16 protein-coding genes and 1 pseudogene are annotated in these 24,754 nt (G+C 43.3%); 5 read left to right on the forward strand and 12 right to left on the reverse strand.

The features are described from left to right. The first annotated feature begins 154 nt into the window (after positions 1-154). From JRG66_RS11100 to JRG66_RS11110, 3 genes are all read left to right on the forward strand, one after another. Positions 155-3,187 carry a SusC/RagA family TonB-linked outer membrane protein gene (locus JRG66_RS11100; protein ID WP_265162837.1) on the forward strand — a complete coding sequence of 1,011 codons (3,033 nt, stop codon included), beginning with the start codon at positions 155-157 and terminating at the stop codon, positions 3,185-3,187. A gap of 12 nt (positions 3,188-3,199) precedes the next feature. Continuing rightward, complete coding sequence (locus tag JRG66_RS11105; RefSeq protein ID WP_265162838.1) at positions 3,200-4,666, forward strand: RagB/SusD family nutrient uptake outer membrane protein; 1,467 nt, start codon at positions 3,200-3,202, stop codon at positions 4,664-4,666. 144 nt (positions 4,667-4,810) lie between these two features. After that, positions 4,811-6,970, forward strand: coding sequence for a thioredoxin domain-containing protein (locus tag JRG66_RS11110; RefSeq protein WP_265162839.1), 2,160 nt, complete (start codon positions 4,811-4,813; stop codon positions 6,968-6,970). 117 nt (positions 6,971-7,087) lie between these two features. Here the strand turns inward: JRG66_RS11110 and JRG66_RS11115 are convergent, their stop codons facing one another. From JRG66_RS11115 to JRG66_RS11145, 7 genes and pseudogenes are all read right to left on the reverse strand, one after another. Next, on the reverse strand, positions 7,088-7,978 hold the full coding sequence (locus JRG66_RS11115) for an SMP-30/gluconolactonase/LRE family protein (protein WP_265162840.1): 891 nt from the start codon (positions 7,976-7,978) through the stop codon (positions 7,088-7,090). A gap of 59 nt (positions 7,979-8,037) precedes the next feature. Next, positions 8,038-8,616, reverse strand: a pseudogene (locus JRG66_RS11120) (sialate O-acetylesterase); the annotation flags it as partial. Positions 8,617-8,674: 58 nt separating this feature from the next. Beyond that, entirely contained in the window at positions 8,675-9,418 is a 744-nt protein-coding gene (locus JRG66_RS11125) for a sialate O-acetylesterase (protein WP_265162841.1), read from the reverse strand. 1 nt (position 9,419) lies between these two features. Beyond that, a complete protein-coding gene (mgrA, locus tag JRG66_RS11130; protein WP_265162842.1) occupies positions 9,420-10,418 on the reverse strand; it encodes an L-glyceraldehyde 3-phosphate reductase in 999 nt (332 codons plus the stop codon). Further along, the gene (locus tag JRG66_RS11135) at positions 10,411-11,505 is read right to left on the reverse strand and encodes an SGNH/GDSL hydrolase family protein (protein WP_265162843.1); all 1,095 of its coding nucleotides are present in this window, start codon (positions 11,503-11,505) and stop codon (positions 10,411-10,413) included. The genes mgrA and JRG66_RS11135 overlap by 8 nt, the downstream gene beginning before the upstream one ends. A 143-nt stretch (positions 11,506-11,648) precedes the next feature. Further along, positions 11,649-13,427 (reverse strand): AMP-dependent synthetase/ligase, encoded by a 1,779-nt coding sequence (locus JRG66_RS11140; protein ID WP_265162844.1) that lies wholly within the window; start codon positions 13,425-13,427, stop codon positions 11,649-11,651. Positions 13,428-13,505: 78 nt separating this feature from the next. Beyond that, complete coding sequence (locus tag JRG66_RS11145) at positions 13,506-14,684, reverse strand: class-III pyridoxal-phosphate-dependent aminotransferase (protein WP_265162845.1); 1,179 nt, start codon at positions 14,682-14,684, stop codon at positions 13,506-13,508. Between the two features lie 209 nt (positions 14,685-14,893). Between JRG66_RS11145 and JRG66_RS11150 the strand changes: the two genes are divergently transcribed. Then, a complete protein-coding gene (locus tag JRG66_RS11150) occupies positions 14,894-15,484 on the forward strand; it encodes a DUF4136 domain-containing protein (protein ID WP_265162846.1) in 591 nt (196 codons plus the stop codon). A 60-nt stretch (positions 15,485-15,544) separates the two neighbouring features. On the opposite strand, the gene purL is transcribed toward JRG66_RS11150, so the two are convergent. The 3 genes from purL to JRG66_RS11170 form a co-directional block, all read right to left on the reverse strand. After that, positions 15,545-19,222 carry a phosphoribosylformylglycinamidine synthase gene (purL, locus tag JRG66_RS11155; RefSeq protein WP_265162847.1) on the reverse strand — a complete coding sequence of 1,226 codons (3,678 nt, stop codon included), beginning with the start codon at positions 19,220-19,222 and terminating at the stop codon, positions 15,545-15,547. A 131-nt stretch (positions 19,223-19,353) separates the two neighbouring features. Next, positions 19,354-21,195, reverse strand: a complete 1,842-nt coding sequence (locus JRG66_RS15650) for an endonuclease (RefSeq protein WP_371875310.1) — start codon at positions 21,193-21,195, stop codon at positions 19,354-19,356. 182 nt (positions 21,196-21,377) lie between these two features. Further along, entirely contained in the window at positions 21,378-22,592 is a 1,215-nt protein-coding gene (locus JRG66_RS11170) for an RsmB/NOP family class I SAM-dependent RNA methyltransferase (protein WP_265162848.1), read from the reverse strand. A gap of 74 nt (positions 22,593-22,666) precedes the next feature. Here JRG66_RS11170 and JRG66_RS11175 point away from each other — a divergent pair, with 74 nt between their 5' ends. Further along, a complete protein-coding gene (locus JRG66_RS11175) occupies positions 22,667-23,728 on the forward strand; it encodes a WD40/YVTN/BNR-like repeat-containing protein (RefSeq protein ID WP_265162849.1) in 1,062 nt (353 codons plus the stop codon). 64 nt (positions 23,729-23,792) lie between these two features. On the opposite strand, the gene JRG66_RS11180 is transcribed toward JRG66_RS11175, so the two are convergent. Both JRG66_RS11180 and JRG66_RS11185 read right to left on the reverse strand, forming a co-directional pair. After that, a complete protein-coding gene (locus JRG66_RS11180) occupies positions 23,793-24,227 on the reverse strand; it encodes a hypothetical protein (protein ID WP_265162850.1) in 435 nt (144 codons plus the stop codon). Between the two features lies 1 nt (position 24,228). Next, complete coding sequence (locus JRG66_RS11185; RefSeq protein ID WP_265162851.1) at positions 24,229-24,738, reverse strand: hypothetical protein; 510 nt, start codon at positions 24,736-24,738, stop codon at positions 24,229-24,231. Positions 24,739-24,754 lie beyond the last annotated feature (16 nt).

A 24,754-nucleotide genomic window follows, 5' to 3' on the forward strand; every position in this document is an offset into this window, starting at 1 on the left:
ATAACTTTTAGAAGCTATTAGACGTACCACAAGGGCTTTAAGAGGGAGTTAACAAAAAAAAAACTTATTTTTTTGTTAAAGTTTACTCGAAAACGATTGCGGATTGGAAATGTTTTTAATACATTTATCACTAACTAACTTATAACCAATTAAAATGATAGGAAATCGCTTAAGAAGTAGTCTGTTTTTGATATGCTTCCTCTGGTTTGGATTCATGTCGGCCCAGGAAACCATTTCGGGAACAGTTACTGATGCAACCGGCCCTCTTCCCGGAGTAAATGTGGTTCTTGAGGGAACGACCACGGGAACAGTTACAGATTTTGATGGAAATTACACCCTTGAATTAGAAAAGGATCCGGGTCCAGATGCCAGGCTTATTTTCAGCTATGTTGGCTTCGAAACCCAAAGAGTAGCCATAAATGACCGATCGGTTATCAATGTAAATATGATTTCTGATGCACAGGCATTAGACGATGTGGTGATTGTAGGGTATGGTACCCAGTCAAGAGCTGAAGTTACCGGGGCTATTTCAAGTATAGATTCAGATGAGGTGAGCAGCCTTCCTGTAGCTACGGCAGAGCAGGCACTACAGGGTAGGGCTTCAGGTGTAACCGTTATAAACTCGGGTGCACCAGGGAATTCTCCTGCGGTAAGGATTAGAGGACTTGCCACACCTAACAACAACGACCCGTTGTATGTTATAGATGGGGTGATAGCAGGGGGCTTGGGTAGCCTTAACCCTAATGACATTCAGAACATACAGGTTTTGAAAGATGCCTCAACCACTGCTGTTTATGGTTCAAGAGGTGCAAATGGTGTGGTTTTGGTAACTACCAAATCGGGTAGGGCTTCTGAAAAAGCACAGTTAAGCTTAGATGTTTATTCAGGAGTGCAATTTCTTTCAAATAGATATGACCTGCTAAATACAGATCAATATATACAATACGCCAGAGAAATTTCAGAAACCGTTCCGCCGCGCATTACAGATCCTCAATACTCCGATATGTTAGATAATGAAACTGACTGGCAGGATGAGATTTTTAGAACAGGAGTTTTAAAAAGTGTTACCCTTGGTCTTTCCGGAGGTAATGAGAACAGCAATTACAGGTTCTCGGGTGGCTACCTGAATCAGGAAGGGGCACTTATAGAAACTGAATATGAGCGATTTAATTTTAGATCTAATAGTAATTTCACTTTTGGAAAACTGCGTTTAGGGCAAACTTTAAATACTGCTATTACTGTTCAGAACCCTGAAAGATCAGATGGAGGTAGATCAGTTTTGGAACACGCCATAAAATCAGCACCTTATTTACCTGTATACAATCCCGATAACCGGGGTGGTTTCCAGGGACCAAACACAGTAATAGATGGTCAGGATGCTGCAAACCCTGTTCGGGTGCAAACATTGGGGAGTGCTGAAAATAAAGGAATAACTCTTCTGGGAAGTTTGTTTGCTGAATATGAAATAATTGACGGGCTCGTTTTTAAAAGTCAGGCAGGTTTAGATTACTACAAGTATAATAATAACATATTTATTCCTTCTTTTAATGATGACAGTGCAGGGTCTACCGGAGCAATAAATTATGCGCAAATCACAAAAAATAGTGGTACCAATCAATCTCTTACCCTTACCAATAGTTTAACGTATAAATTTGATGTTGCCGATTTGCACAATTTTGAAATTCTGGTTTTGGCAGAAGATCAGAGAATTGATGGTGAAAGCCTGGATGCAAGCAGCCAGAACAACATTACAGATGAGGTAGAGGAGTTATCTTTAAATCAGGCCGGATTGTCTTCAGCGTCTTTTGAATATAGAAGAATTGGGTATTTAGGTAGGGTGAATTACAATTACGACCAGAAATATCTTCTTGCCGGATCTTTCCGAAGGGATGCTTCGTCACGCTTTGGTGCCAATAATCGTTGGGGGGACTTTTGGTCTGTTGCTGCAGGATGGAACGTAGCAAAAGAGAGTTTTATGGAAGACTCGAACATTAACAACCTTAAAATTCGCGGAAGTTGGGGTACCACAGGGAATGACCTTATTGGGAATTATCGTTATTCTACCTCACTGGTTACCAGTTTTCTATACCCAATTGCAGGCTCGGCGCTTGAAGGGACTACAGCGGAAGGTCTTGGTAATCAAAACCTGAAATGGGAGGAAGTAACCATGAAAAATATAGGGGTAGATATCGGAATTTTGAATAATACCTTTACGGCATCCCTTGAATATTATAGTAACCGCAGTGATGATCTTCTTTATGAATTGCCATTGCCACTTAGCTTAGGTTATAATGTCCCCACCATAGCCTCTAATGTGGGGTCTGTGGAAACCAACGGTTTTGAAGCCGATTTCGGATATAACGATTATGATGGTGAGTTCACCTGGTCAGCAAATTTGAACCTGGGAACCAGTAAAAATGAAGTTTTGTCTATTGGAAACCTAACAGAGGTGACAGGAGGATTTTTTGAAAATGAATATCTTACAAGGATTGCACCGGGAGAAGCCTTATTTCATTTCTACGGTTTAAAAACTGATGGTGTCTTCCAAAACCAGGCAGAAGTGGATGCAGTGTATACCGCAAACCCCGATCAGGATGCTATTCAGCCGGGAGATATTCGCTTTGTTGATATTAACGGAGATGGTACCATTAATGCGGCAGATAAAACCGTAATTGGTAATCCTTACCCAACATTAACTATGGGGCTTAATATCAGTGCTCAATACAAGAATTTTGATGCCTCCATATTTATTCAGGGAGCTTATGGACAGGATATCTATAATACGAATATATATGACCTAGAAGGTATGCCAAGACTTTTCAATAGTGGGGTAGCTGTTTTGGATAGATGGACTGGTGAAGGTACATCAAATACCATTCCCCGTGCTTTAGGTGCTCCACAAAACCTTTATGCCTCAGACCGTTTTATAGAAGATGGATCTTACACCCGATTAAAAAACCTAAACATAGGCTATACTTTTGATGAAGATGTATTTGGAGATTCGGTGGCCAACCTTAGAATTTATGTTAGTGGGCAGAACCTGATTACCTTAACCGACTATTCCGGGCTGGATCCCGAAATTGGTGTTGATAATGTATTGTTCCAGGGAACCGGAGCTATTGGTATTGACAGAGGATTGTATCCGCAGCCAACTTCAATAACTTTCGGTGTTCAATTAGGATTTTAAAAAAGAACAATTATGAAAAGAGTAAAAATATTTTTAACAGTCTTAATCACAGTATTTGCTATAAATGGTTGTGATGAAGGAGACCTTGAACTATCAAACCCCAGTGGACTTTCCCCTGAAACCTATTTTAGAACTGAGGCTCAGGTACAGTCCGCAGTAAATGCTGTATATGCTAACCTACAAACTATAGGTTTATATACCAGAACCTATTTTTTCGCAATGGACCTAATGTCTCGTGAAGCTTTGGGGAACCCCCAGCTGGAAGCAGATAAAAGAGTCTATCTTGAATGGTCTTTTGATGCCAGTCATCCTCCCATTGCATGGTACTGGGATTCGTGTTACCGAGGAATAAATAAGGCGAATTTTGTAATTACTAATGAAGAAAGAATAAGAGAGATTTCTTCTTCGCTGTTGAGTGATGATAAAAAAGATAATTTTATCGGACAGGCAAAATACCTAAGAGCTTTATATTATTTTATGTTAGTAACCCGTTTTGGAGACATTCCTTTAATCACTTCTGTTCCTGAAAGTGGTGAAGGTTTCCCACGTACTCCCAAAGAGCAGGTTTATGACCAGATTATTGCTGATCTCAATGATGCATCACAACTACTCTTTGACAAAGAGAACACAGAAAATGGTAGAGCTACAAAAGGTGCCGCTTATGCACTGTTAGGTAAAACTCATTTATACAGGGAACAATACCAGGCAGCTTTAAATGCTTTTGATAACATTTACGGAGAGTATTCTCTAGAAGAAGATTATTTTGCAAACTTCAGGGAAGAGGATGAGTTTGGACCTGAATCTATTTTTGAGGTGCAATTTGATGATGATCTTGGTAATTCTGCAGTCTGGAATTCAAACTCCTCTGGGGAAGATGCAAATGAAGTGACCTTCCGGGGGCAGGAGTATGGGTTTAATGACTGGTTCAACGCCTATCCTTCACCGGCTCTTCTTGATGCCTATGAAGATGGTGATATCAGGTTTGAGGAAAACTTTTACGTAGTGGGTGATACTTTTGCAGGAGGGGTTATAGAAGAAATTCCTCTGGAGCGTAGAGCAGCCTGGAGAAAATACCAGAATTACTACAAAGACGTAAATGAAGATCAGGCTTCAGGAATAAACTTCAAAGTGATACGATATGCCGATGTGCTCTTAATGATGGCAGAAGCTGAAAATGAATTAGGAAATCAGGCCCAGGCAATTGATTATATCAATGAAGTTAGGGAAAGAGCAGGACTGGATCCTTTACCGAATAATCTTTCTCAGCAAGAGGTCTTTGATGCTATAGTACAGGAAAGAATGGTTGAGTTGGCAGGGGAACAGGTGCGTTTTCCAGACCTTGTAAGATGGGGGCTTGCTGCAGATTATCTTGGAGAATTTGGTTTCCAGACTGGTAAGAATGAGCTCTGGCCCATACCAAATGATGAAATTTCATCTAATGATGCTATTAGTCAGGCAGATCAAAATCCCGGATATTAATTAGCCTTTTTTAAACGAAAAACCCTTTCATAATTTTGAAAGGGTTTTTTTATTTAGAGGTATTCATATGAGCAGTTGTTAACAATAGAGAATGCAAAGAGATTTCTCAAAAACACTATAAATTTATCCAATTCAATTTTTAATATGGCAATAGCATTCTTTAAAAACAATAAACTTCTGCTGGTAACCGCCTTGCTTTTTTCTTTCACTTTTTTCTTTGGGGGCTGTAAGAACGAACCAAAGGCTGAGGTTAAAGCAAATCGTTTATCAGGAGCTGGCAGTCCTTACCTGAGAGAACATGCAGATAATCCTGTTGACTGGTACGAATGGGGAGATGAAGCTATTGAAAAAGCCAAAGCCGAAGATAAACCGGTTATCATTAGCGTGGGATACTCCAGCTGTCACTGGTGTCATGTTATGGAAAGGGAAAGCTTTATGGATACCAGCGTAGCTGCAATTATGAACCGCGATTTTGTTTCCATAAAAATTGACCGCGAGGAACGCCCTGATATTGACAAGATTTATATGAATGCTGCTCAGCTCTTAAATGGTAGTGGAGGCTGGCCTTTAAATGTCGTGGCACTTCCCAATGGTAAACCTTTTTTTGCAGGCACCTACTTTCCACCTGAAGACTGGAAAAACATTCTGAAGCAGATCACTAAAGTATACAAGGAAGATAAAGAATCGCTGGTGAAGACTGCAAACGCACTAACCGAAGGTATTAAAAGCTCCAACAGTCTAACCAGTCTCAGTAGATCAAAGAATGAAATCTCCAGAACTAAATACCTTTCGGTTATTGATACCTGGAAAGTTAAATTTGACAAAGAAAAAGGCGGCTACCTTGGTGAAGAAAAGTTCCCGCTGCCCGTCAGCTGGGAGGCGCTTTTGCAGTATTACTACCTTACCAAAGATGAAGAAGCCCTTCAAATGGTAAAACTCACGTTAGACAATATGGCCAGGGGCGGTATATACGATCAGGTAGGGGGTGGCTTTTCTCGTTATACCACAGACCCCGAATGGTTAATTCCCCATTTTGAAAAAATGCTTTATGATAACGCCCAGTTAATTAGCCTGTATTCAAAAGCATATAAATTAATACCCTCAAAAGAATATAAAGAAGTAATTGAAAATAGCATCCAGTTTGTTGAAAAGGAGCTTTCAAATAATGAAGGAGGGTTTTTTTCTTCTTTAAATGCAGACAGCGACGGGGAAGAAGGTAAATATTACATCTGGACACTTGAGGATCTGCGGAATATCTTAAATGCTTCGGAACTTGAATTAATTACTGAATATTATAATATTGAACCTTACGGAAATTGGGAAAAAGGCAAGAATGTTCTTTTTAGAAAGTTCTCACCTGAAGAATTTTCGGGGAAAACAGATTTGTCCAGCAGCGAATTTAACACTATACTCACTTCTGCAACAGGAAAGCTATTGAAGTCAAGACAAGACAGGAATAAACCCAGTGTCGATGACAAATCCCTTACCTCCTGGAATGCCCTAATGGTCGATGCTTACCTCAATGCTTTTTTAGCCTTGGGAAATCCAGAATACCTCGAAAATGCCATAAAATGTGCCGAATTTTTGAATGCAAAAATGCTCAGCCCTAATTTCAGGATTTCCAGGAGTTACATAAATGGTGAAAGTAGTATTGATGCTTTTTTAGAAGATTATGCCTTGCTAAGCAGGGCTTATCTTAACCTTTACCAGGTGACTTTTGATATTGAATGGCTTAAAAGGGCAGAGAAAATTACCAGTTTCGCAATTGAACATTTCAGGGATCAGCAGAGTGGGATGTTTTACTACACATCCGATGATGATAAACATCTTGTAGCGCGAAAAATGGAATTGGATGATAACGTTATCCCTTCTTCTAATTCTGTGATGGCTCACAATCTCTTCATTTTAGGAACACTTTTAGAGAATAAGGAATATCTGGCTATGAGCGATGAGATGCTGGGCCAGATGTATGATTTAACAGTAGAAGACCCCTCTTTTTACGCTAATTGGGTGAGTTTGATGGGCATTAAAGCTTTTGGGGCTTACGAAATTGCCATTGTGGGGGAAAATGCGCGCCAAAAAAATTACGAGTTACAGCAGGAGTATTTGCCAACTTCCATTTTTATGGGTGGAAAGCATGAAAATTTGCCCCTGCTTGAAAAAAAGGGGGTAGAAGGAAAAACCCTGATCTATGTATGTCAGAATAAAACCTGTAAGTATCCTGTATCCATGGTAAAAGAGGCGGTTAATATCATTGAAAATTACCGCACAGGGAGAGAAGGAGAAACCAGTTTGTGGAATTGATTCACCTCTAATAAACAACTCTCCTGGGAATATTTACAACTATCGGGAGTGAACCATTAAAAAACAACCTTCAAAAATGGCATTTTTGAAGGTTGTTTTTTTTTTACCCAAAGATTTCTATTTGCCGCTTACGTTCATTTCAAGGCTAAAGAGGGAGTCCATGGCTGTAATAAATAAAGTCTTTTTGTCTTTACCGCCAAAAGTGACATTGGCCGTCCACTCTTTATCTACCGCTATGTGAAGTATCTTTTCTCCGGCACTGTTAAAAACTGTTACGCCCTCTCCCGTGAGGTAAACATTTCCCTGCTCGTCTATGGTCATCCCGTCTGAACCCATTTCAGTAAAAAGGCTTTTGTTTTCCAGTTTTCCGTCTTTGCCTATGCTGTATTTCCAGGTCTTGTTGTCTTCAATATCAGCCACATAAAGAGATTTTCCGTCGGGTGTTCCAATGAGGCCGTTGGGTTTTACAAGGCTGTCTGCGGCCATAAAAAAGCCCTTTTTATCTGGAGTCATGTAATAAACCCGTTGTTCTTTAATAGGCTGTTTGCTGTGGTTCCAGTAAGGCCGCTGGTAAAAAGGATCGGTTAAAAATATTCCGCCGTCGGGTGCCACCCAAAGGTCGTTGGGGCCGTTTAGTCTTTGGCCCCTAAAATTATCCCGCAGCACTTTAATCTCTTTACTGGGGCTTATTTGCCATAGTTCCGAATATTTGTCGGCTGCTGCATAAAGATAGCCTTCAGCATCAAAAAACAATCCGTTTGCCCTGCCCGATTCTTCCATAAAGATGCTTATCTTTTTGTCATTGACATCCCATTTATAAATGTGGTTGTTGGGTTGATCGGTAAAGTAAACATTGCCTTCAGCGTCGGCGGCAGGCCCTTCGGTAAACTCAAAACCATCGGCCACCAGTTTAAGTTCGGCGCCATCGGCAATTAACTTATTTTCCTGAGCTTTTCCAGTAATGCTGCACAAAAAAATTACAGCATAAATAGTGTAAAGAATTTTCATTAACTATTGTTGATTTGCATGCCGTGAAGGTAAACGTTTTTCCAGATTTTGCTGCGGTTCTATTCAATTTCTTCAGTAAAACTGGAGGCCGGTAAACCTGCTTCATTGAAAATGTTTGAAGTGCCGGTGTTGCGCCATGAATAACGTACTTCTACGGGTTCTTCAATACCTTTCACCTCCAGTTCTATAAAATCCTTTTTTATGCTGAAATCTACCTGCTGAAAAATGCCATTTTTGCCGGCTACTTCAAACTGGGAAGCCGGGTTTTCTCTGTCCAGGCTTAATTTTTCAGCATTACTGAATTTAAGCTGAAGTTTATTTTTATGCTTGGTAATTCCTGAAATAAGCGGTGCATGGGCAGCAGTTTCCCTTCCGTAGACATCATTGAGGGCAAGCTTGGCAAAACGCAGCCCCACATCTTCTTTGTTGCGGGGGTGTATATCTTTAATGTTTCCAATGTCGCTGGTCATCACCATTCCCGTTTTGGGCATTTTAAGGACCCTGCGCTGGGCATCTCTCACTTTTACTCCCGCGAAATTGTCTCCATATTCGTAAGGCGCGATTTGCGCGTAGAAAAAAGGAAGTTCAGAATGCCATTTTTGACGCCAGGAATTGATTAGCGCCAAAAAGATCTGCTCGTAATGATCGGCGTTATCGGTGTTTGACTCCCCCTGATACCATAAAACCCCGGCAAGTTCAAAAGGGCACCAGGGGGGCGATCATGGCATTGTAGAGCAGGCCGGGGTCACGTGGCCCCCATTCTGTAGGAGACAGCATCCTGGCTGCTTTGGTGAGTTGTTCATCGTTTTCAATAACTTCAGAAGGCATCCATACTTCTGCCGGAGTACCGCCCCAGCTGGAGTTGATGAGCCCTACCGGCACACCAACTTCTTTATTGATCTTTTTTCCGAAGAAATAGGCTACCGCACTAAAGTTTTTCATGGTTTCGGGGGTGCTGGCCTCCCAGCTGCCGTCGAGGTCCTGTTGCGGGCAGGTGGCAGTTCTATTCAAGGCCGTGAAGAAACGAATCTGGTCATTACCTGCATTTGCAATAGCAGCTTCGGCATTGTCTATTCCGGCAGCTGCAGTCCATTCCATGTTAGACTGGCCGCTCACCAGCCAAACCTCCCCTAAAAGCACATTTTTGAGCACCAGGCTGTTATAGCCCGTGATGGTCACTTCCTGCGGTCCTCTAATGTCGGGTGTGGGAAGGAGTATTTCCCAGTTTCCATTCTTTCCCACCCTGGTTTGTAGCGTATCATTGCCCCAGCTGGTCGAAATTTTGACCACTTCGCCCGGTTTGGCCCAACCCCATATTTTCACTTCAGCATTGCGCTGTAGCACCATATTATCTGAAAATATTGAAGGCAAAGAAACGTTCGAGAATGCATCAACTGGGATCATTGAAAAAACAGCTATAAAGAAGACCAAGCTTCGCATGTTATTCTTTTTTTAGGATGGTTTCAATCTTTTCGAGTTCTTCTTTGGTGAAATTGAGGTTCTTTAAACCTTCAATATTATCCTGAAGCTGTGAAACCCGACTCACACCCACCAAAACCGAACTCACCCGGTGATCTTTTAACAGCCATGCAATGGCCATTTGTGCGAGTGACTGATTTCGGTTCTGAGCCATTTCATTTAGTTCCTGCACCTGTTCCAGAAGTTTGGGGGTGATTTTGTTTTTGTCTAGATAACCGCCTTCAATGGCTGCCCTTGAATCGGCGGGAATTCCTCTCAAATATTTTGAGGTAAGTATGCCCTGCTCGAGGGGCGAAAAGACGATGCTTCCTAAACCCTCTTTTTCGAGGGTGTCTAAAAGGCCATCCTCAACCCACCGGTCAAACATATTATAACGGGGCTGGTGGATGATAAAGGGCGTGCCCAGGTTCCGTAGAATCTCGGCAGCTTTAGCTGTTTGTCCTGCCTGGTACTGTGAAACCCCCACATACAGCGCTTTTCCCTGTCGCACGATTTGGTCGAGGGCGCCCATGGTTTCTTCCAGCGGGGTGGCAGGATCGGGGCGGTGGTGATAGAAAATATCCACATAATCCAGGCCCATTCTTTTGAGCGATTGGTCAAGGCTGGCAATGAGGTACTTTCGCGACCCGAAGTTGCCGTATGGCCCCGGCCACATATCCCAGCCTGCCTTGGTTGAAATGAGCAGCTCATCGCGATATGCCTTAAAATCTTCTTTGAAGATCTTCCCGAAATTGGTTTCTGCCGAACCGTAAGGCGGGCCGTAATTATTGGCCAGGTCAAAATGTGTTATTCCCTTATCAAAAGCTGTGCGCAGCAGCTGCCTTGAATTTTCAAAGCTGGTGGTGTTGCCAAAGTTGTGCCACAGGCCAAGGGAAAGCAGCGGCAGTTTTATGCCACTTTTGCCACAGCGGCGATAGCTCATTTTTTCATAACGGTCTTTGGCGGCGGTATAATTACTCATGCGTGGTATTATTGAGAAGTTTGCGGTAAAAAGGAAGAAGTTTTTCGGCCATGATTTCATGGTCGTGAACGCCAGGATGCCCGGTGCAACCTACAGCATCCATTTTTTCAAATTCAAAGACTTCAATGCTCTTTTCGGGGAACTCATCCCTGATGTCTTTAAGTATCCTGATAAGTTCCCTACCCTCTTTTTCCGCAGTCATTGGGCTGGAGATAAGGGCAATTTTAGTTTCGGGATAGACTTCAATAAGAGCTTCTATGAAGCTTATATAGTTCTTTTTAAAACTTTCTTCTTTAAAAGGAAGGCGTTCCTTTTTTCCATCACCCATAGAAAAATCGTTAGTGCCAAGGGCGATACTCACAATATCGGGAATATCCTCTTTATTGATCTCTGCCCGCGGCCCCTGTTCTGCATTAAGGTGCAGGTAGGGGTACACCTGCGGCATCACAGGCTGGTCTTCGTCATTCCAGTTTCGGTACATGCCCATACCCGAGATACAGTTTATTTCAAAATCAACATTCAGCATGCGCGCCACACGTGGGCCATAGGCCATATAAGCACTGTGCTGGTCGTACCATTCGCCTTCACCACAATCAATTTCACTGGTATCGGCGCCCATACCACAGGTAATGGAGTCGCCTATAAACTCAATTTTTGCGCGCTTTTCTTCGGAAGTTTTCCCTATTTTTTGCGCCCTTAAGCCATTGAAGATAAGCAGGCCGTTTGAAGCTTCGGTTTCTTTGTAGATCGCCAGGCTATTGGCCGAATCTTTCTTCGGAAGTGCGAATTTTAGGCTGTCTTTGGTGATCCTGAAGCGGCCTTTGTACTCCTCATTCAATTCAACCGCCACGTAATGGTGCCCGGTGCCGTCACTTTTCATAAAAACGGTGACCGTGTCGCCATAAACATCTGCTTTTACTGAAGAAGCCGAAGCAATGAGCTTTATGCCCTCGCTCGACGGCTGAATACGGCCTGAGTAGGTGAAATTTTCATTTTGAGGTTCAAAGAATTTGTCTTTTGGAACTTCCTGTTCCAGTTTGCAGCTGCTTAGAAGTAGCGCTGAAATAAATAAAATATGGAGGCGCATTTTTTGCTATTTTGGAGACCCTAATTTACGGTTTTCCTGCAGATCCTTATTTACCGATCCTTTCAAATGCTGATATTATTTTAAAAAAAATGTCCGCCGGAAATTTTTTCGGCAGACATTTTTCAATTTTCTATCTCAGGTTTTTACGACTTCTCGTAGATGCCGTCGTAAAGGTCCTGGTATAATTTTATGATATTTCGGCGTTTGAGCTTCATGGTAGGGGTGAGGTGTTCGCTCTCAATACTCCAGACATCGGGGGTAAGTTCAAATTTTTTGATCTTTTCCCAGCTTCCGAATTTTTGGTTGTAGAAATCCACTTCCTCCTGGATGCGTTTTTTAACCTCTTCGTTATGAATAAGATCGGCATTACTCGGGCCTACTTCTATATGTTTTCTTTTTGCCCATTCGCGAACAAATTCAAAATCGGGCTGAATGAGTGCCGCAGGCATTTTTTCGCCCTCTCCAATCACCATTAATTCAGCAATAAAGCGAGACTGCTTCATCTGGTTTTCAATAACCTGGGGCGCCACATATTTTCCGCCAGAGGTCTTGAACATCTCTTTTTTCCGGTCGGTGATCTTGAGAAAACCTTCGCTGTCAAGCTCTCCAATATCCCCGGTGTGAAAATAGCCATCTTCGTTAATGGCCTGTTTGGTCTTTTCGGGTTCTTTGTAGTAACCCATCATCACGTTAGGTCCTTTACACAGGATTTCCCCGTCTTCGGCGATCTTGACCTCTACATTCTTAAGGACTTTCCCCACGGTTCCAATTTTGAACCCGCGGTTTCTCTGATCGTTAACGGCGATTACGGGAGAGGTTTCGGTGAGGCCGTAACCTTCCATTACCGGGATGCCTGCAGCCGCAAAGACCCGGGCAAGCCTTGGCTGAAGTGCAGCACTTCCCGATACTATAAGTTCAATTCTGCCGCCCAGGCCTTCTTTCCATTTAGAAAAGACGAGCTTTCGGGCAATTTTGAGCCGGGTTTCATACCACCAGCCGTTAGCGCCATAAGGTTCGAATTCCAGACCAAGTTCAACAGACCAGAAGAACAGTTTTTGCTTAATGCCGCCCACTGTAGAGCCTTTGGCAATGATCTTGTCATAAACTTTTTCAAGCAGCCTTGGTACAGCCGAGATCACATGAGGTTTCACCTCCTTCAGGTTATCGCTTATCTTGTCAATAGATTCAGCAAAATGTATAGAAACGCTGTAATACTGGTAGAGATAAAGGATCATCCTTTCAAAAATGTGACATACGGGCAAAAAGCTGAGCGAGGTATAGGTGCCAAATTCAAAGGGCACCCGGTCTGAGCTAAGCAGTACATCACTCACAATGTTCTTGTGGCTAAGCATTACACCCTTAGGCCTTCCGGTAGTTCCCGAAGTATAGATTAGCGTGGCAAGATCATCTTCCTTTACTGCCTTTTTTCGCGCCTCAACTTCATCCTGGTTAGACTTGTCTTCTCCAAGTTTTAAAATTTCCTTCCAGTTATCGGCTCCCGCAATTTCATCAAAGGTGTACACCCCTTTTAAACTGGTATTGCTTCGAATGGTGTTTAGCTTATCAAGGATCTCTTTATCTGATACAAAGCAATAGATAGATTCACTGTGATTGAGCACATATTCATAATCTTCTTCAGAAATAGTAGGATAAATAGGCACGTTTTGGGCCCCGAGCTGTAAAATTCCAATATCCAGCACGTTCCATTCCGTCCGGTTACTGGTCGAGATCACTGCGATCTTGTCATTAGGCTGTATGCCCAGTCGCAGCAATCCCCGGCTTACGGCATTGGCCTGGTCTACATATTCCTGAGAAGAAAGGGCTTCCCACTTCCCATTGTACTTGGTGACCAGGGATTTTTCCCGTGGTGCATTTTCCAACTGGAAATAGGGAAAATCAAAAAGTCGTTTTATTTCAATCATTTATTGATTTGTTACGATAGTCTGTGCAAAATAGCAAAAGAAGCATCTATTTCAAATAAATTTTATAAAATCTCCTGTTTAGGTGCATGATTTTAATAAATTGAGACCTTCAAGGGCTGTTTTCTGCGGCATTTGAAAATTTGGCAGGAACAGGAGAGAAGATCCCTCGGTATTTATCAGCAGGCCTTTCTCCAGGGCCTTTTGTTTGATGTTTGAAGCATAATCTTCATCATAAACCTCTACGCCAATGGCGGCACCTTTAATTCGCACCTCCGGCTCTTTTCTGAAATTTACTTCTGAAATGCCATTTTTGAAGGTCTCTGCGAGTTGTTCTATGTTCTCGAATAGTCTTTTTTGGTTCTTCTCAAGGTAATGTAGCGCGGCCAGAGAAGCATCTACAGCTACCGGGTGCCATCCGTAAGACGAATATAATCCAATTTTTCCACTTAACTGCCGGTCAATTTCTGAAGTGGTGATTACTGCGCCCATCCCTGCGTGGCCTGCAGTAATGGCTTTAGCCATGCCCAAGATGTCGGGTTCAATATCGAAGTGTTCTGAAGCAAACATTTTTCCGGTTCTTCCAAAGCCCGTGATGGCTTCATCCATGATCAATAAAGTACCTGTGTCTTTACAGATTTTGTTTAGCCCTGCCATAAATTCTTTTTCGGGAACCACAACGCCAAGGTTGATGATGACAGGTTCCATAATAACTGCGGCAAATTCTTTGGTTGAAAGCAGTTTTTTTACCCGCTCGAGTTTTTCAGAATTTAATGGAAGCTCCAGTTTTTCAAAGCCTTCTAAAAGTTTGGGAAAGCCTTTTTTCTTTTTTGTAGCTCCAATACTCAAGGCGCCCATGGTATTCCCGTGGTAGCTGCCTTCAATAGATAAAATCTTTTCTCTGCCGGTGTACATGGTGGCCATTTCCAAAGCGGCGTCTACAGCTTCCGATCCTCCCGTCATCCTGTAGCTTTTCTGAAGTTTTCCCGGGGCCAGTTTGGCTAAAACTTCGGCCAGTTCGCTCCAGCCCCTGTAGTAAAAGTTTGGATAAACATACGCCGGACGGTCTTTCTTCCTGATTGCTTCTTCAATTTCTTCAACGCCCCAGCCAAGATTGCCCACTCCGGCGCCTCCCAGAAAATCGATATATTTTTTTCCGTTGGCAGCATAGATGTAGCTGCCTTTTGCCCTTGTAACTTCAAGGTCTAACGCCTGATTTCCACGTCCAAAATACTTATCGTCTTTCTCTTTGTTGTCCATCTTCCTGTTTTTCCTCTTAAGTTAAGAATCATCAGCTCCAAATTGTGTTATAGAAAGGTGAAATGCCCACGGCTGAAGTATCCTTATTTGAAGAAAAATTCCTACATGCAGGTTAAAAATCTGATAATTCAGTTAAAGTATTAATTATCAGTGTTTTTAAATAATTAATTTAAAGAGAGTAAAACTATAAACTTTAAAAACCAACAGCTATGAAAAAACTAAATCTAATTGTAATGTTGTTAATTGTCGGGCTTATCCTTGGATGTGGGCCCAGAGTGGCAACACAAAAAACCACTTCAAAAGATCTTGGTAATTATGACTCTTTTGCGTACCTGCCCAATTCAAATGTCAATGCCCAAAACCTGCCAATGGATTCTGAAGATGTGAGCCGGGCAGTGATCGAGGCAGTAAATATGAACATGAGGGAAGTCGGCTATAACCTCGACCGCCAAAATCCCGATTTGCTGGTACTCATTAGTACCGAAACCGATACAGAACTGGAAACTACCACAGACGCTGTTTATGCTACTTACCCTTATACTGCAGGGGTGAGCACAATAAACCCGCTTTACAATAATTACTACTACGGCGGATATGCCGGGTACAACAATATTATTGGTTATGATACCGATACTTATGCCTATGAAGAAGGTACCGTGGTGATTAATCTCGTTGACCGCGAAAGCCGAAATACCGTTTGGAAAGGCGTGGCATCAGAGAGCCTTAGCAACCAGAGTAATATTCAGGAAATAAGGGGTCTCGTAAATGCCATTTTTGAGGAGTATCCGCTGAACAATTGATCTTTATAAATTAAGATATTACAAAAGAAAAGGTCCGGAGTTTTTCCGGACCTTTTTAGTTTACTTTTCCTGCTTTTCAAGCCATTTCCTGGCATTGACAAAAGCCTCTATCCAGGGGCTAACTTCATCCTGCCGGTCTTTTGGGTAATATGCCCAGTTCCATGGGAAAGTAGAGCGCTCAAGGTGCGGCATCATCGCCAAATGTCGGCCGTTGTCACTCACAATCATGGCGGTATTGTAGTGGGAACCGTTGGGGTTGGAAGGATAGGTCTCGTACCCGTATTTTCCAATGATCTTATATCGGTCCATTTCATACGGGAAGCTGAACTTTCCTTCCCCGTGAGCGGCCCAAATCCCGAGCCTTGTACCCGACAATGAATGCATCATCACCGAATCATTTTCGGCAATTTCCATAGAGGTGAAATTACATTCGAATTTATGCGATTCATTATGCAGCATTTTTGGCTTCTCCTCGTGATCGGGATGTAACAATCCCAGTTCCATGAAGAGCTGGCAACCATTACACACGCCCAGGGAAAGCGTGTTTTCTCTTGCGAAGAAGTTGTCCAGCGCAGCTTTGGCTTTCTCGTTGTAAAGAAATGCCCCGGCCCAGCCTTTGGCACTTCCCAGTACGTCTGAATTAGAGAATCCGCCCACTGCCGCTATAAACTGAATATCTTCCAAAGTCTCCCTTCCCGAAATAAGGTCGGTCATGTGAACATCTTTGACATCAAAGCCGGCAAGATCCATGGCGTAAGCCATTTCCCTTTCAGAATTTGAGCCTTTCTCTCTAATAATGGCAGCCTTAATGCGCTCCCCTCTTTTGGAGGGGCCGGGGGAGGCCGGTAATTTCCCATTGAAACCTTCCGGAAACCTGAAGTGCAGCGGCTGTTTTGCGTAATTCTTGTAGCGTTCGGTTGCGTTGTCTATTCCGCTTTGCCTCTCATCAAGCAGGAACGAAGTGCGGCTCCAGGTATCGCGCAGCTTTGGAATATCAAACTTCAGGTTTTGATCCCCGTTTTTGATCTTCAGGGTTTTACCTTCAGTAGCTTTTCCAATCTTGAAGAATGCAATTCCTTTCTCCTTTAAAATGCCTTCTACGGAAGCATCTTTTGCCTGGAACACAATTCCGGCGTTCTCCGCAAACAGCAATTTCAGGCTGTCTTTTTCTCCGAGTTTAGTGAGATTGAATTCTGCGGAAAGCTCAACATCTGCAAAGCACATTTCAAGAAGCGTAGTGATCAATCCGCCCGAAGCCACATCGTGACCCGCCAGAATTAAATCTTTCCTTATCAATTCCTGCATCGCATTAAAAGCGGCAGCAAATTTTTTATCGTCTTTAATGGTTGGTGCTTCGGCCCCTATTTTATTCAGGATCTGCCCAAATGAAGAACCTCCCAATTTGAATTCGTCCTGTGAAAAGTTGATGTAGTAGATGGCGCCGCCGTTTTTTTGCAGTACCGGCTCCACAACCTTCGTAATCTCGTCGCAGTGCCCCGCAGCCGAAATAATCACCGTTCCCGGAGCCAGGACATTTCCGTCCTCATAACGCTGCTTCATGGAAAGGGAATCCTTCCCGGTTGGCACATTTATTCCGAGGGAAATCGCAAAATCGGAAACCCCCTGAACAGCTTCATAAAGCCTTGCATCTTCCCCTTCGTTGTTACAAGGCCACATCCAGTTGGCAGAAAGAGAAACCGATTTTAAACCTTTTTCAAGAGGGGCCCACACAATATTGGTAAGTGCTTCGGCAATGGAGTTGCGTGACCCTGCAACAGGATCGATCAATGCCGAAACGGGGGAGTGGCCAATTGAAGTTGCCACGCCTTCCTTACCTTTATAATCAAGCGCCATCACCCCGCAGTTGTTAAGTGGTAACTGTAAGGGCCCGGCAGTTTGTTGTTTTGCCACCCTTCCGGTAACACAGCGGTCAACTTTATTGGTAAGCCAGTCTTTTGAACCAACAGCCTCAAGTTGCAGCACCTGCTCAAGATATTTATGCAGGTCGGCAGGATTATATTCAACATCATTATAGCTCCTGTTCACGGTCTTGTCTTTCATCACCATTTTTGGAGAGCTGCCAAACATATCGGCAAGGGCAAGATCCATAGGCTTGTCGCCTTTTGTTTTGCTTTCAAAAGTGAACTGCCTGTCATTGGTTACCTGACCTACTGCGTAAAGCGGAGTTCTTTCGCGTTCTGCAATTCTTTGCATTTGCTTAAGGTCTTCTTCAGAAATGATAAGCCCCATCCGCTCCTGAGATTCATTGCCGATGATCTCTTTAGCGGAAAGCGTAGGGTCTCCCACCGGAAGTTTATCCAGGTCAATATTTCCGCCGGTATCTTCCACTAGTTCACTCAGGCAGTTGAGGTGGCCGCCTGCCCCGTGGTCGTGAATGGAAACAATTGGGTTCTCCTCGGCCTCTACCATCGCGCGGATGGTATTGGCGGCTCTTTTTTGCATTTCGGGATTGGAACGCTGAATGGCGTTAAGCTCAATCCCGCTGCTGAATTCCCCTGTATCTGCCGAAGAAACCGCAGCTCCACCCATGCCAATTCGGTAGTTCTCACCTCCCAAAACAACGATCTTATCTCCCTTTTTTGGGGCTCCTTTAATGGCCTGTTCTGCTTTGCCGTAGCCAATTCCGCCGGCAAGCATGATCACCTTATCGTAGCCCAAAGCCCTTCTGTCTTCGGAATGCTCAAAAGTGAGGACAGAACCTGCAATAAGCGGCTGCCCGAATTTATTTCCGAAATCTGAAGCCCCGTTGGAAGCTTTGATGAGGATGTCCATTGGCGTTTGGTAAAGCCATGGTCTTGCGGGAAATGTTTTTTCCCACGGGCGGCCTTCCTCCAATCTTGAATAAGAGGTCATATAAACAGCTGTTCCTGCGAGCGGAAGGGAACCTTTTCCGCCCGCCAGCCTGTCACGAATTTCCCCGCCACTTCCGGTTGCTGCCCCGTTAAAAGGTTCAACCGTGGTAGGGAAGTTGTGGGTTTCAGCTTTTAAAGAAATTACCGAATCAAAATCTTTTCTCTTGTAAAAGTCGGGCTTGTCGGCCGACTGTGGGGCGAACTGCTCTACTCTTGGGCCCTTTAAAAAAGCTACATTATCCTTATATGCCGAAACAATATCATTCGGGTTTTCTTCGGAAGTTTTCCTGATAAGCTTAAAGAGGGAAACAGGTTTTTCCTTTCCGTCAATTTCAAAAACCCCGTTGAAGATCTTATGCCTGCAGTGTTCCGAATTTACCTGGGAAAATCCGAAGACTTCAGAATCGGTAAGTTTCCGGCCGATCCTTTCTGCAAGTTTTTCGAGGTATTCCACTTCCTCATCGTTTAGTGCCAAACCTTCTTCCTGGTTGTAAGCAGCAATATTGTCTACTTCCTTAATGGCTTCGGGTTCTATGTTGATGGTGAAAATATCCTGATCCAGCCCATTGTATTTTTGGGAAAGCATGGGATCAAAATCGTGATAATGCTCATCTACCTTGTAAAATTCTTCGATCCTGCGAATGCCTTCAATGCCCATATTTTGCGTGATCTCCACCGCATTGGTACTCCAGGGGGTGATCATGGCGGCACGGGGACCAACAAAAAAATCTGCCAGGGCAGATTTTTCTAAATATTGTGCGTTTCCAAAAAGCCAGTCTAACTTAGCGATGTTTTCGGCCGACAGTGCCTTATGCGTTTCAACTGCATAGACCTTGTTTGGACGATTTCCGAAGAATAAGATCATTCTGTGGGTTTTGTGTTGTTTGTAAGGAAGCAAATTTACATCTTTTTAGAAGATAACAATTGTGTGGAAAATGAAAAAAGCCACAAATTCAAGGGAGAATTTGTGGCTTTTTAACAGGTTTAAATTAGTACCTAGTAAGTTCCTAATCCGTCTACGGTATTTTTTTCAAGAACTTCCCACTCATCTTCTGTGTAGGTGGTGTTTGGTGCGGTCACGGTCGATTTTCTTCTTAGGGTAACATCTTTTGCAAACTCAACGTCCCCGTCAACTCCAATCATGTCTATAAGAACGCCATCTTTAAATAATCCAATCGGGTCATCACCGTTAAAATCTACTGGCGCTCCGCTTAGTGAAGCATCAGAAGCATCAATGATTGCCTGAATATCTGCGCCACCATTGATAACCACAAATACATCTCCGCTGGCTAAAGTTCCTTCAAGAGCGTATGCATCTCTCCATTCTCCATCTCCGTTCACCTGCTTCTGAATTGAATATGCAGAGAGGTCAACCTCTTCGCCAGTAACATTGGCAATTTCCACGGCCTTGTTAAGTCCGCCTCCTTCAACATATTCAGAAAAGAAAAGTTCGGCAGAAGTTCCACCGCCATTTCCGGTTTCTTCTGTGGTCGTAGCTTCTACGGCTGCGCTTTGTACAGATTCGTTGTCGTAGATATCCCTTGCAAGTACTGTGAAAGAATATTGAGTTTCAGCCTCTAATCCAGCAACGGTAAACTCGGTGTTTGTGGTAGTGGCATTGTATTCTCCATCAAGGAAAAGATCGTACTCCTTTACCTCCACATTGTCTGTAGAAGCGTCCCAGCTAAGGCTTACGCTATTAGCAGTGACAGTACCAACAGTGAGATTGGCAGGCGTACTAGGCGCTTCGGTATCTTCATTGGTAGTAGCTTCTACTGCGTCGCTTTCTTCGGAAACATTTCCGGCAGCATCTACTGCGGCAACAGTGATGGAGTAAGTAGTTCCGGGAGTGAGGTCTGAAAGACTAGTGGAAGTCGAAGAAGTACTGGAAATGCTTTCTCCATCTAACATAATATTATATTTAACCACCCCTACATTATCTGTAGCTGCTTCCCAGCTTAGATCAAGGGTTTCATAACCAACTTCTGAAACTGTCACTGCTTGCGGGGCAGATGGCGCTTCATTGTCTTCTTCTACAGGTTCGCCGTTCCAGCGGTTTTGAGCTTCGTCACCTCCCCATAATCTTGTTGCAAGATGCGGGTTATCGATAAAAGGATTCCTGTTGCCCTGCGCATCGTAAATCACCTCATTTCGTTGAAGTTCTAGGGTAGAAACAGGATCTTCGGCATTCCATTCGAGGAAAAGCTCCAGGCCGCCCATTTCGTCAAAAGGTTCGTTATAACGCAGGTTCATGTACATGATCATTCGGGCAACATCACCTCTCCATTCATCACCGGGAAAAAATTTATTGCCGTCTATTAACTCATAAGATCCTTCCCCATCTGTAAAAGGGTAATTCCCCCTAGATTGATTTACCTGAACATCTGCTGCACGCAGGTGGTGTAGGTCTCCTTTTGCGGTATTATCTACCAAAGATTGTGGATATACGTGCTCTGTATTAAAAGTCTGGGGGTCATATGAATTGCCTCCAGATAAATATTCTTCCCAGTACCTGCTTTCACCGGTATATATAAGAACAACATTGTCTGGCTTGGCTGGATCTTCATCTGCCTTGTACAGGTAATCATGCCTGTCTGTGTAATCAAGCATGTTGGTGTGCTTGGCAATGGTGCGCGTCGCCAGGTCATCATAAAGTTCCTCGTTTTCTTCCGAGAAGTCTATTCCTTCATAATAACCTACAAGGGCTTCCGGGATTTCGTAGTAAGGAGTTTCCTCTACCGGATCGGGATCTACAGGTGTTGTTACATCATCATCATCAGAACTACAGCCAATCAGGAAAAGAATGCTCAAAAAAGGTAAATAAAATGATTTTTTCATCTTAGTTTTTTAAATGTTATTGGTTTTTTCGATTGTCGCAAAATTAAAATTTATTTCCCGTTCATTACATTAAGTAATGGTAAAATTCCCCAGCTTTTATGCATTTTGGAAACGGTTTAAATAAAAAATCCTGCATTTCATTCAATAAAATGCAGGAAAATAAAAATATTAATGAGGTGGAATTACTTTTTCTCGAGTAATGCCATATAAAAACCGTCAAACCCGGTTTCGCTCGATAAGATCTTCTGATCTTTGGCAAGGCTGAAATCTTTTCCTTCTTCGGAAGCCAAGAATTTCTTCACCTGCGCTTCATTTTCTGAAGGTAAAACAGAACAGGTAGCGTATACCATTTTTCCGCCGTTTTTTACCATTTTTGAATACTGCTTCAGGATCTCTTGCTGGGTTTGTTTGATGGTCTCAATAAATTCTGGCTGCAGCTTCCATTTTGCATCGGGGTTTCGGCTTAACACCCCCAGGCCGCTACAGGGTGCGTCAATAAGAACGCGATCTGCACTTCCGTAGAGTTTTTTCACCACCTTGTTAGAATCAATCACCCGTGGCTCAATGTTGTGAGCCCCTGCCCGGCGGGCTCGGCGTTTCAATTCTTTCAGTTTATTTCCGTAAATATCTGTAGCGATCAACTGGCCTTTATTTTCCATTAAGGCTGCGAGGTGCAAAGACTTTCCGCCGGCTCCGGCACAGGTGTCAACCACGCGCATTCCAGGTTCTACACCCAGGAACCGGGCAACCAATTGAGAGGAAGCATCCTGCACCTCAAAAAAGCCATTTTTGAATGCTTCTGTCCTAAACACATTCTTTCTTTCCTTGAGTTGCAGGGCATCGGGATAACTATCCAAAAATTCGGTTTCAATTTCCTCTTTTTGAAGCTCCTGTCTTAATTTTTCCCTGGTGGTTTTGAGCGTATTCACCCTAAGTATCACGGGAGCCTGCTGGTTAAGAGCGTGAATTTCCTTTTCCCAGGTTTCTTCACCCAGCTCCTGCACACCCATTTCATCGAGCCAGTCGGGCACAGATTCCCTGAACTTTCTAATTTTACTTAATTCGTCGAATTTTCCTTTGATTCGGCGGGTGGGAACAGGTTCAATCTGCTTCCAGTCAGTCGGAATTTCGATTCCTCTTAGAGTCGCCCAAACTGCAAATAGCCTGAAAAGATTTTCCCTGGAATATGGAGCTTTAACTTCGGCTATTTCAGAATAAAGGCGCTTCCAGCGAACAATATCGTATGTGGTTTCAGCAATAAAGCTTCGGTCCCGGGCACCCCAACGTTTATCGCGTTTCAGTGTTTTTTCGATCACCTTATCGGCATAAGCTCCTTCATTAAATATTTCACTAAGGGCATCAACGGTAGCAAAGACCAAATTTCTGTATAAGCGCATAAATTTCATTTAAAGGCACAAAGGTAAGCTTTTTAAACTTCGGAAAAATCTATCTTTACCTTCAAATTCAGGTTATGAAGCGTATAGGTTTTCTTCTTTTTATAGTAATAATCGGGTGTAAATCAGATCCTAAAAGTGAACAGCAGCAGGAAGTTGTGAGGGAACGGCAGGCTTTTACTGAAGTTGAAATTGACATGCTGCTCGAAGATTCCATCAGCATCAGGGCTATTGAGATCATGGGTAACGATGTGGCTTTTGCAGGCTCTAACGGGGCTTATGGTATTTACAATTCGGCTAAAGATGAGGTGCGGGTAAGCCGGCAGCAGTACGATTCTATCTTTCCCGAATTTAGGGCTGTGGCAGGAACTTCCGAAGATTTTTTTATGCTGAGCGTCGCAAATCCGGCACTTTTGTACAAAACAGGTGACAGCGGACAAATGGAACTGGTGTATAAGGAAGAAGGTGAAAAAGTCTTTTATGATGCCATGTGCTTTTGGAACGATAAAGAAGGTATAGCGATGGGAGACCCTGTTGAAAATTGCCTGTCTATCATCATAACCCGAGATGGCGGGAAGAGCTGGAAAAAACTTCCCTGTGATCAACTCCCAAAAGCTGTTGAAGGCGAAGCAGCCTTTGCAGCGAGCAATGCAAACATTGCGGTAGAAGGGGAGAAGGCCTGGATACTTTCAGGTGGGGCGAAATCAAGGGTCTTTTTTACGCCCGATAAAGGTAAAAGCTGGGAAGTTTTCGATACGCCGCTGGTGCAGGGAAAAAGCACCCAGGGCGGGTACGCTATAGATTTTTATGATGAACAAAAAGGCGTAATCATTGGGGGCGATTACACCGCTCCTGAAGAGAATACTGCCAATAAAGCCGTGACTACAGATGGTGGCAGGACCTGGAGCCTCATTGCCAATGGCCAGGATCCCGGCTACAAGAGCAGTGTACGTTACATTCCGGGTGGTGATGGAAAAGAAATAGTGGCCGTGGGATTTACAGGTATTTCCTATTCTAAAGATGCGGGTGAGAGCTGGCAGCAACTTTCACCCGAAGGTTTTTACACCATCAGGTTCCTAAATGACAGCGTGGCTTACGCGGCAGGAAAGAACAGGCTGGCAAAATTAAAATTCAGGTAAAAACAAATGATCCGGCACCTTTCGGCAACCGGACCATTTTCAACTAACCAACCAAAAAATCCAACTATTTTTTTGATTCTTTCCGCTGGCGGTACTCCAGCATCATCTTGTGATTAAATTCATCTTCCACCTTTTTTAGCTGCATAATCCTTCGGGCACTAAAAATTTGTTTGAGATCGTTGTAGTATTTCTTCTTTAACAGGTAGTCTTCCCGTTCCAGTGCAACATATTCGTCGAGTTTGGCATTTGCCTTATCTTCAGAAATGCACTCAATGTTCTCAACCTCGGCTCTTTCCTGCCGGTAGAGCTGCCTGCGTTTCTCAACATATTCGTTATAAACAGGCCAGAATTGCTGGGCTTCCCGGGCTGTTAAATTCATGCCTTCAGTAATATAGGCGGTCTTGAGGGCTTTTATCTTCTCGCGGTGCTCATCCTTATCCTGCGCCACAGCGTAAATACTGGCATTAAGAAACAGGATTATGAATAAAATCTTTTTCATGTTAATCTTCATTAAGTAGAAGTGCCGGTTCTTCGATATTCTCATTCAAATATTCCAGGAGGGCTTCTTTGTCAATATTGGGGTTTGCCGAAGCAGTTATTTCATAAGGTGCATAATTCGTCTCGTTCGGGTTATCGGTGTCCAGAGTCTCCAAAAGGTAATTTTCAACCGCAGTAATATTGAGATCTTCAAAACCCAGCTCAGTGTTGTTGTTAAAGAGCACTGCACTAAATAGAATAGCCACCACTGCTGCAACACTGGCCACGTAAGACCAGGTTTTCCTGTTGAAAAGAGAAATGATTTTCCCTTCTTTTGGAGGAGTTTCCAGCTTTTCAAATACTCTGTCGCTAAGCTGCTCAAAATAATCACTGGGCACCTTGAACGGGTTGTCGCCAAAATGCTGCTTATCCCCGGTCACGCGAGACATCATACGGGCTTCAAAGTCCTCGAAATAGCCGTCAGGGACTTTAAATCCAGATTTGTTCTTATATGGTAACCCTTTCTTTTTCATTTAATTATTTGACTGA

The sequence above is a fragment of the Salinimicrobium tongyeongense genome (assembly GCF_026109735.1).
Classification (GTDB): domain Bacteria; phylum Bacteroidota; class Bacteroidia; order Flavobacteriales; family Flavobacteriaceae; genus Salinimicrobium; species Salinimicrobium tongyeongense.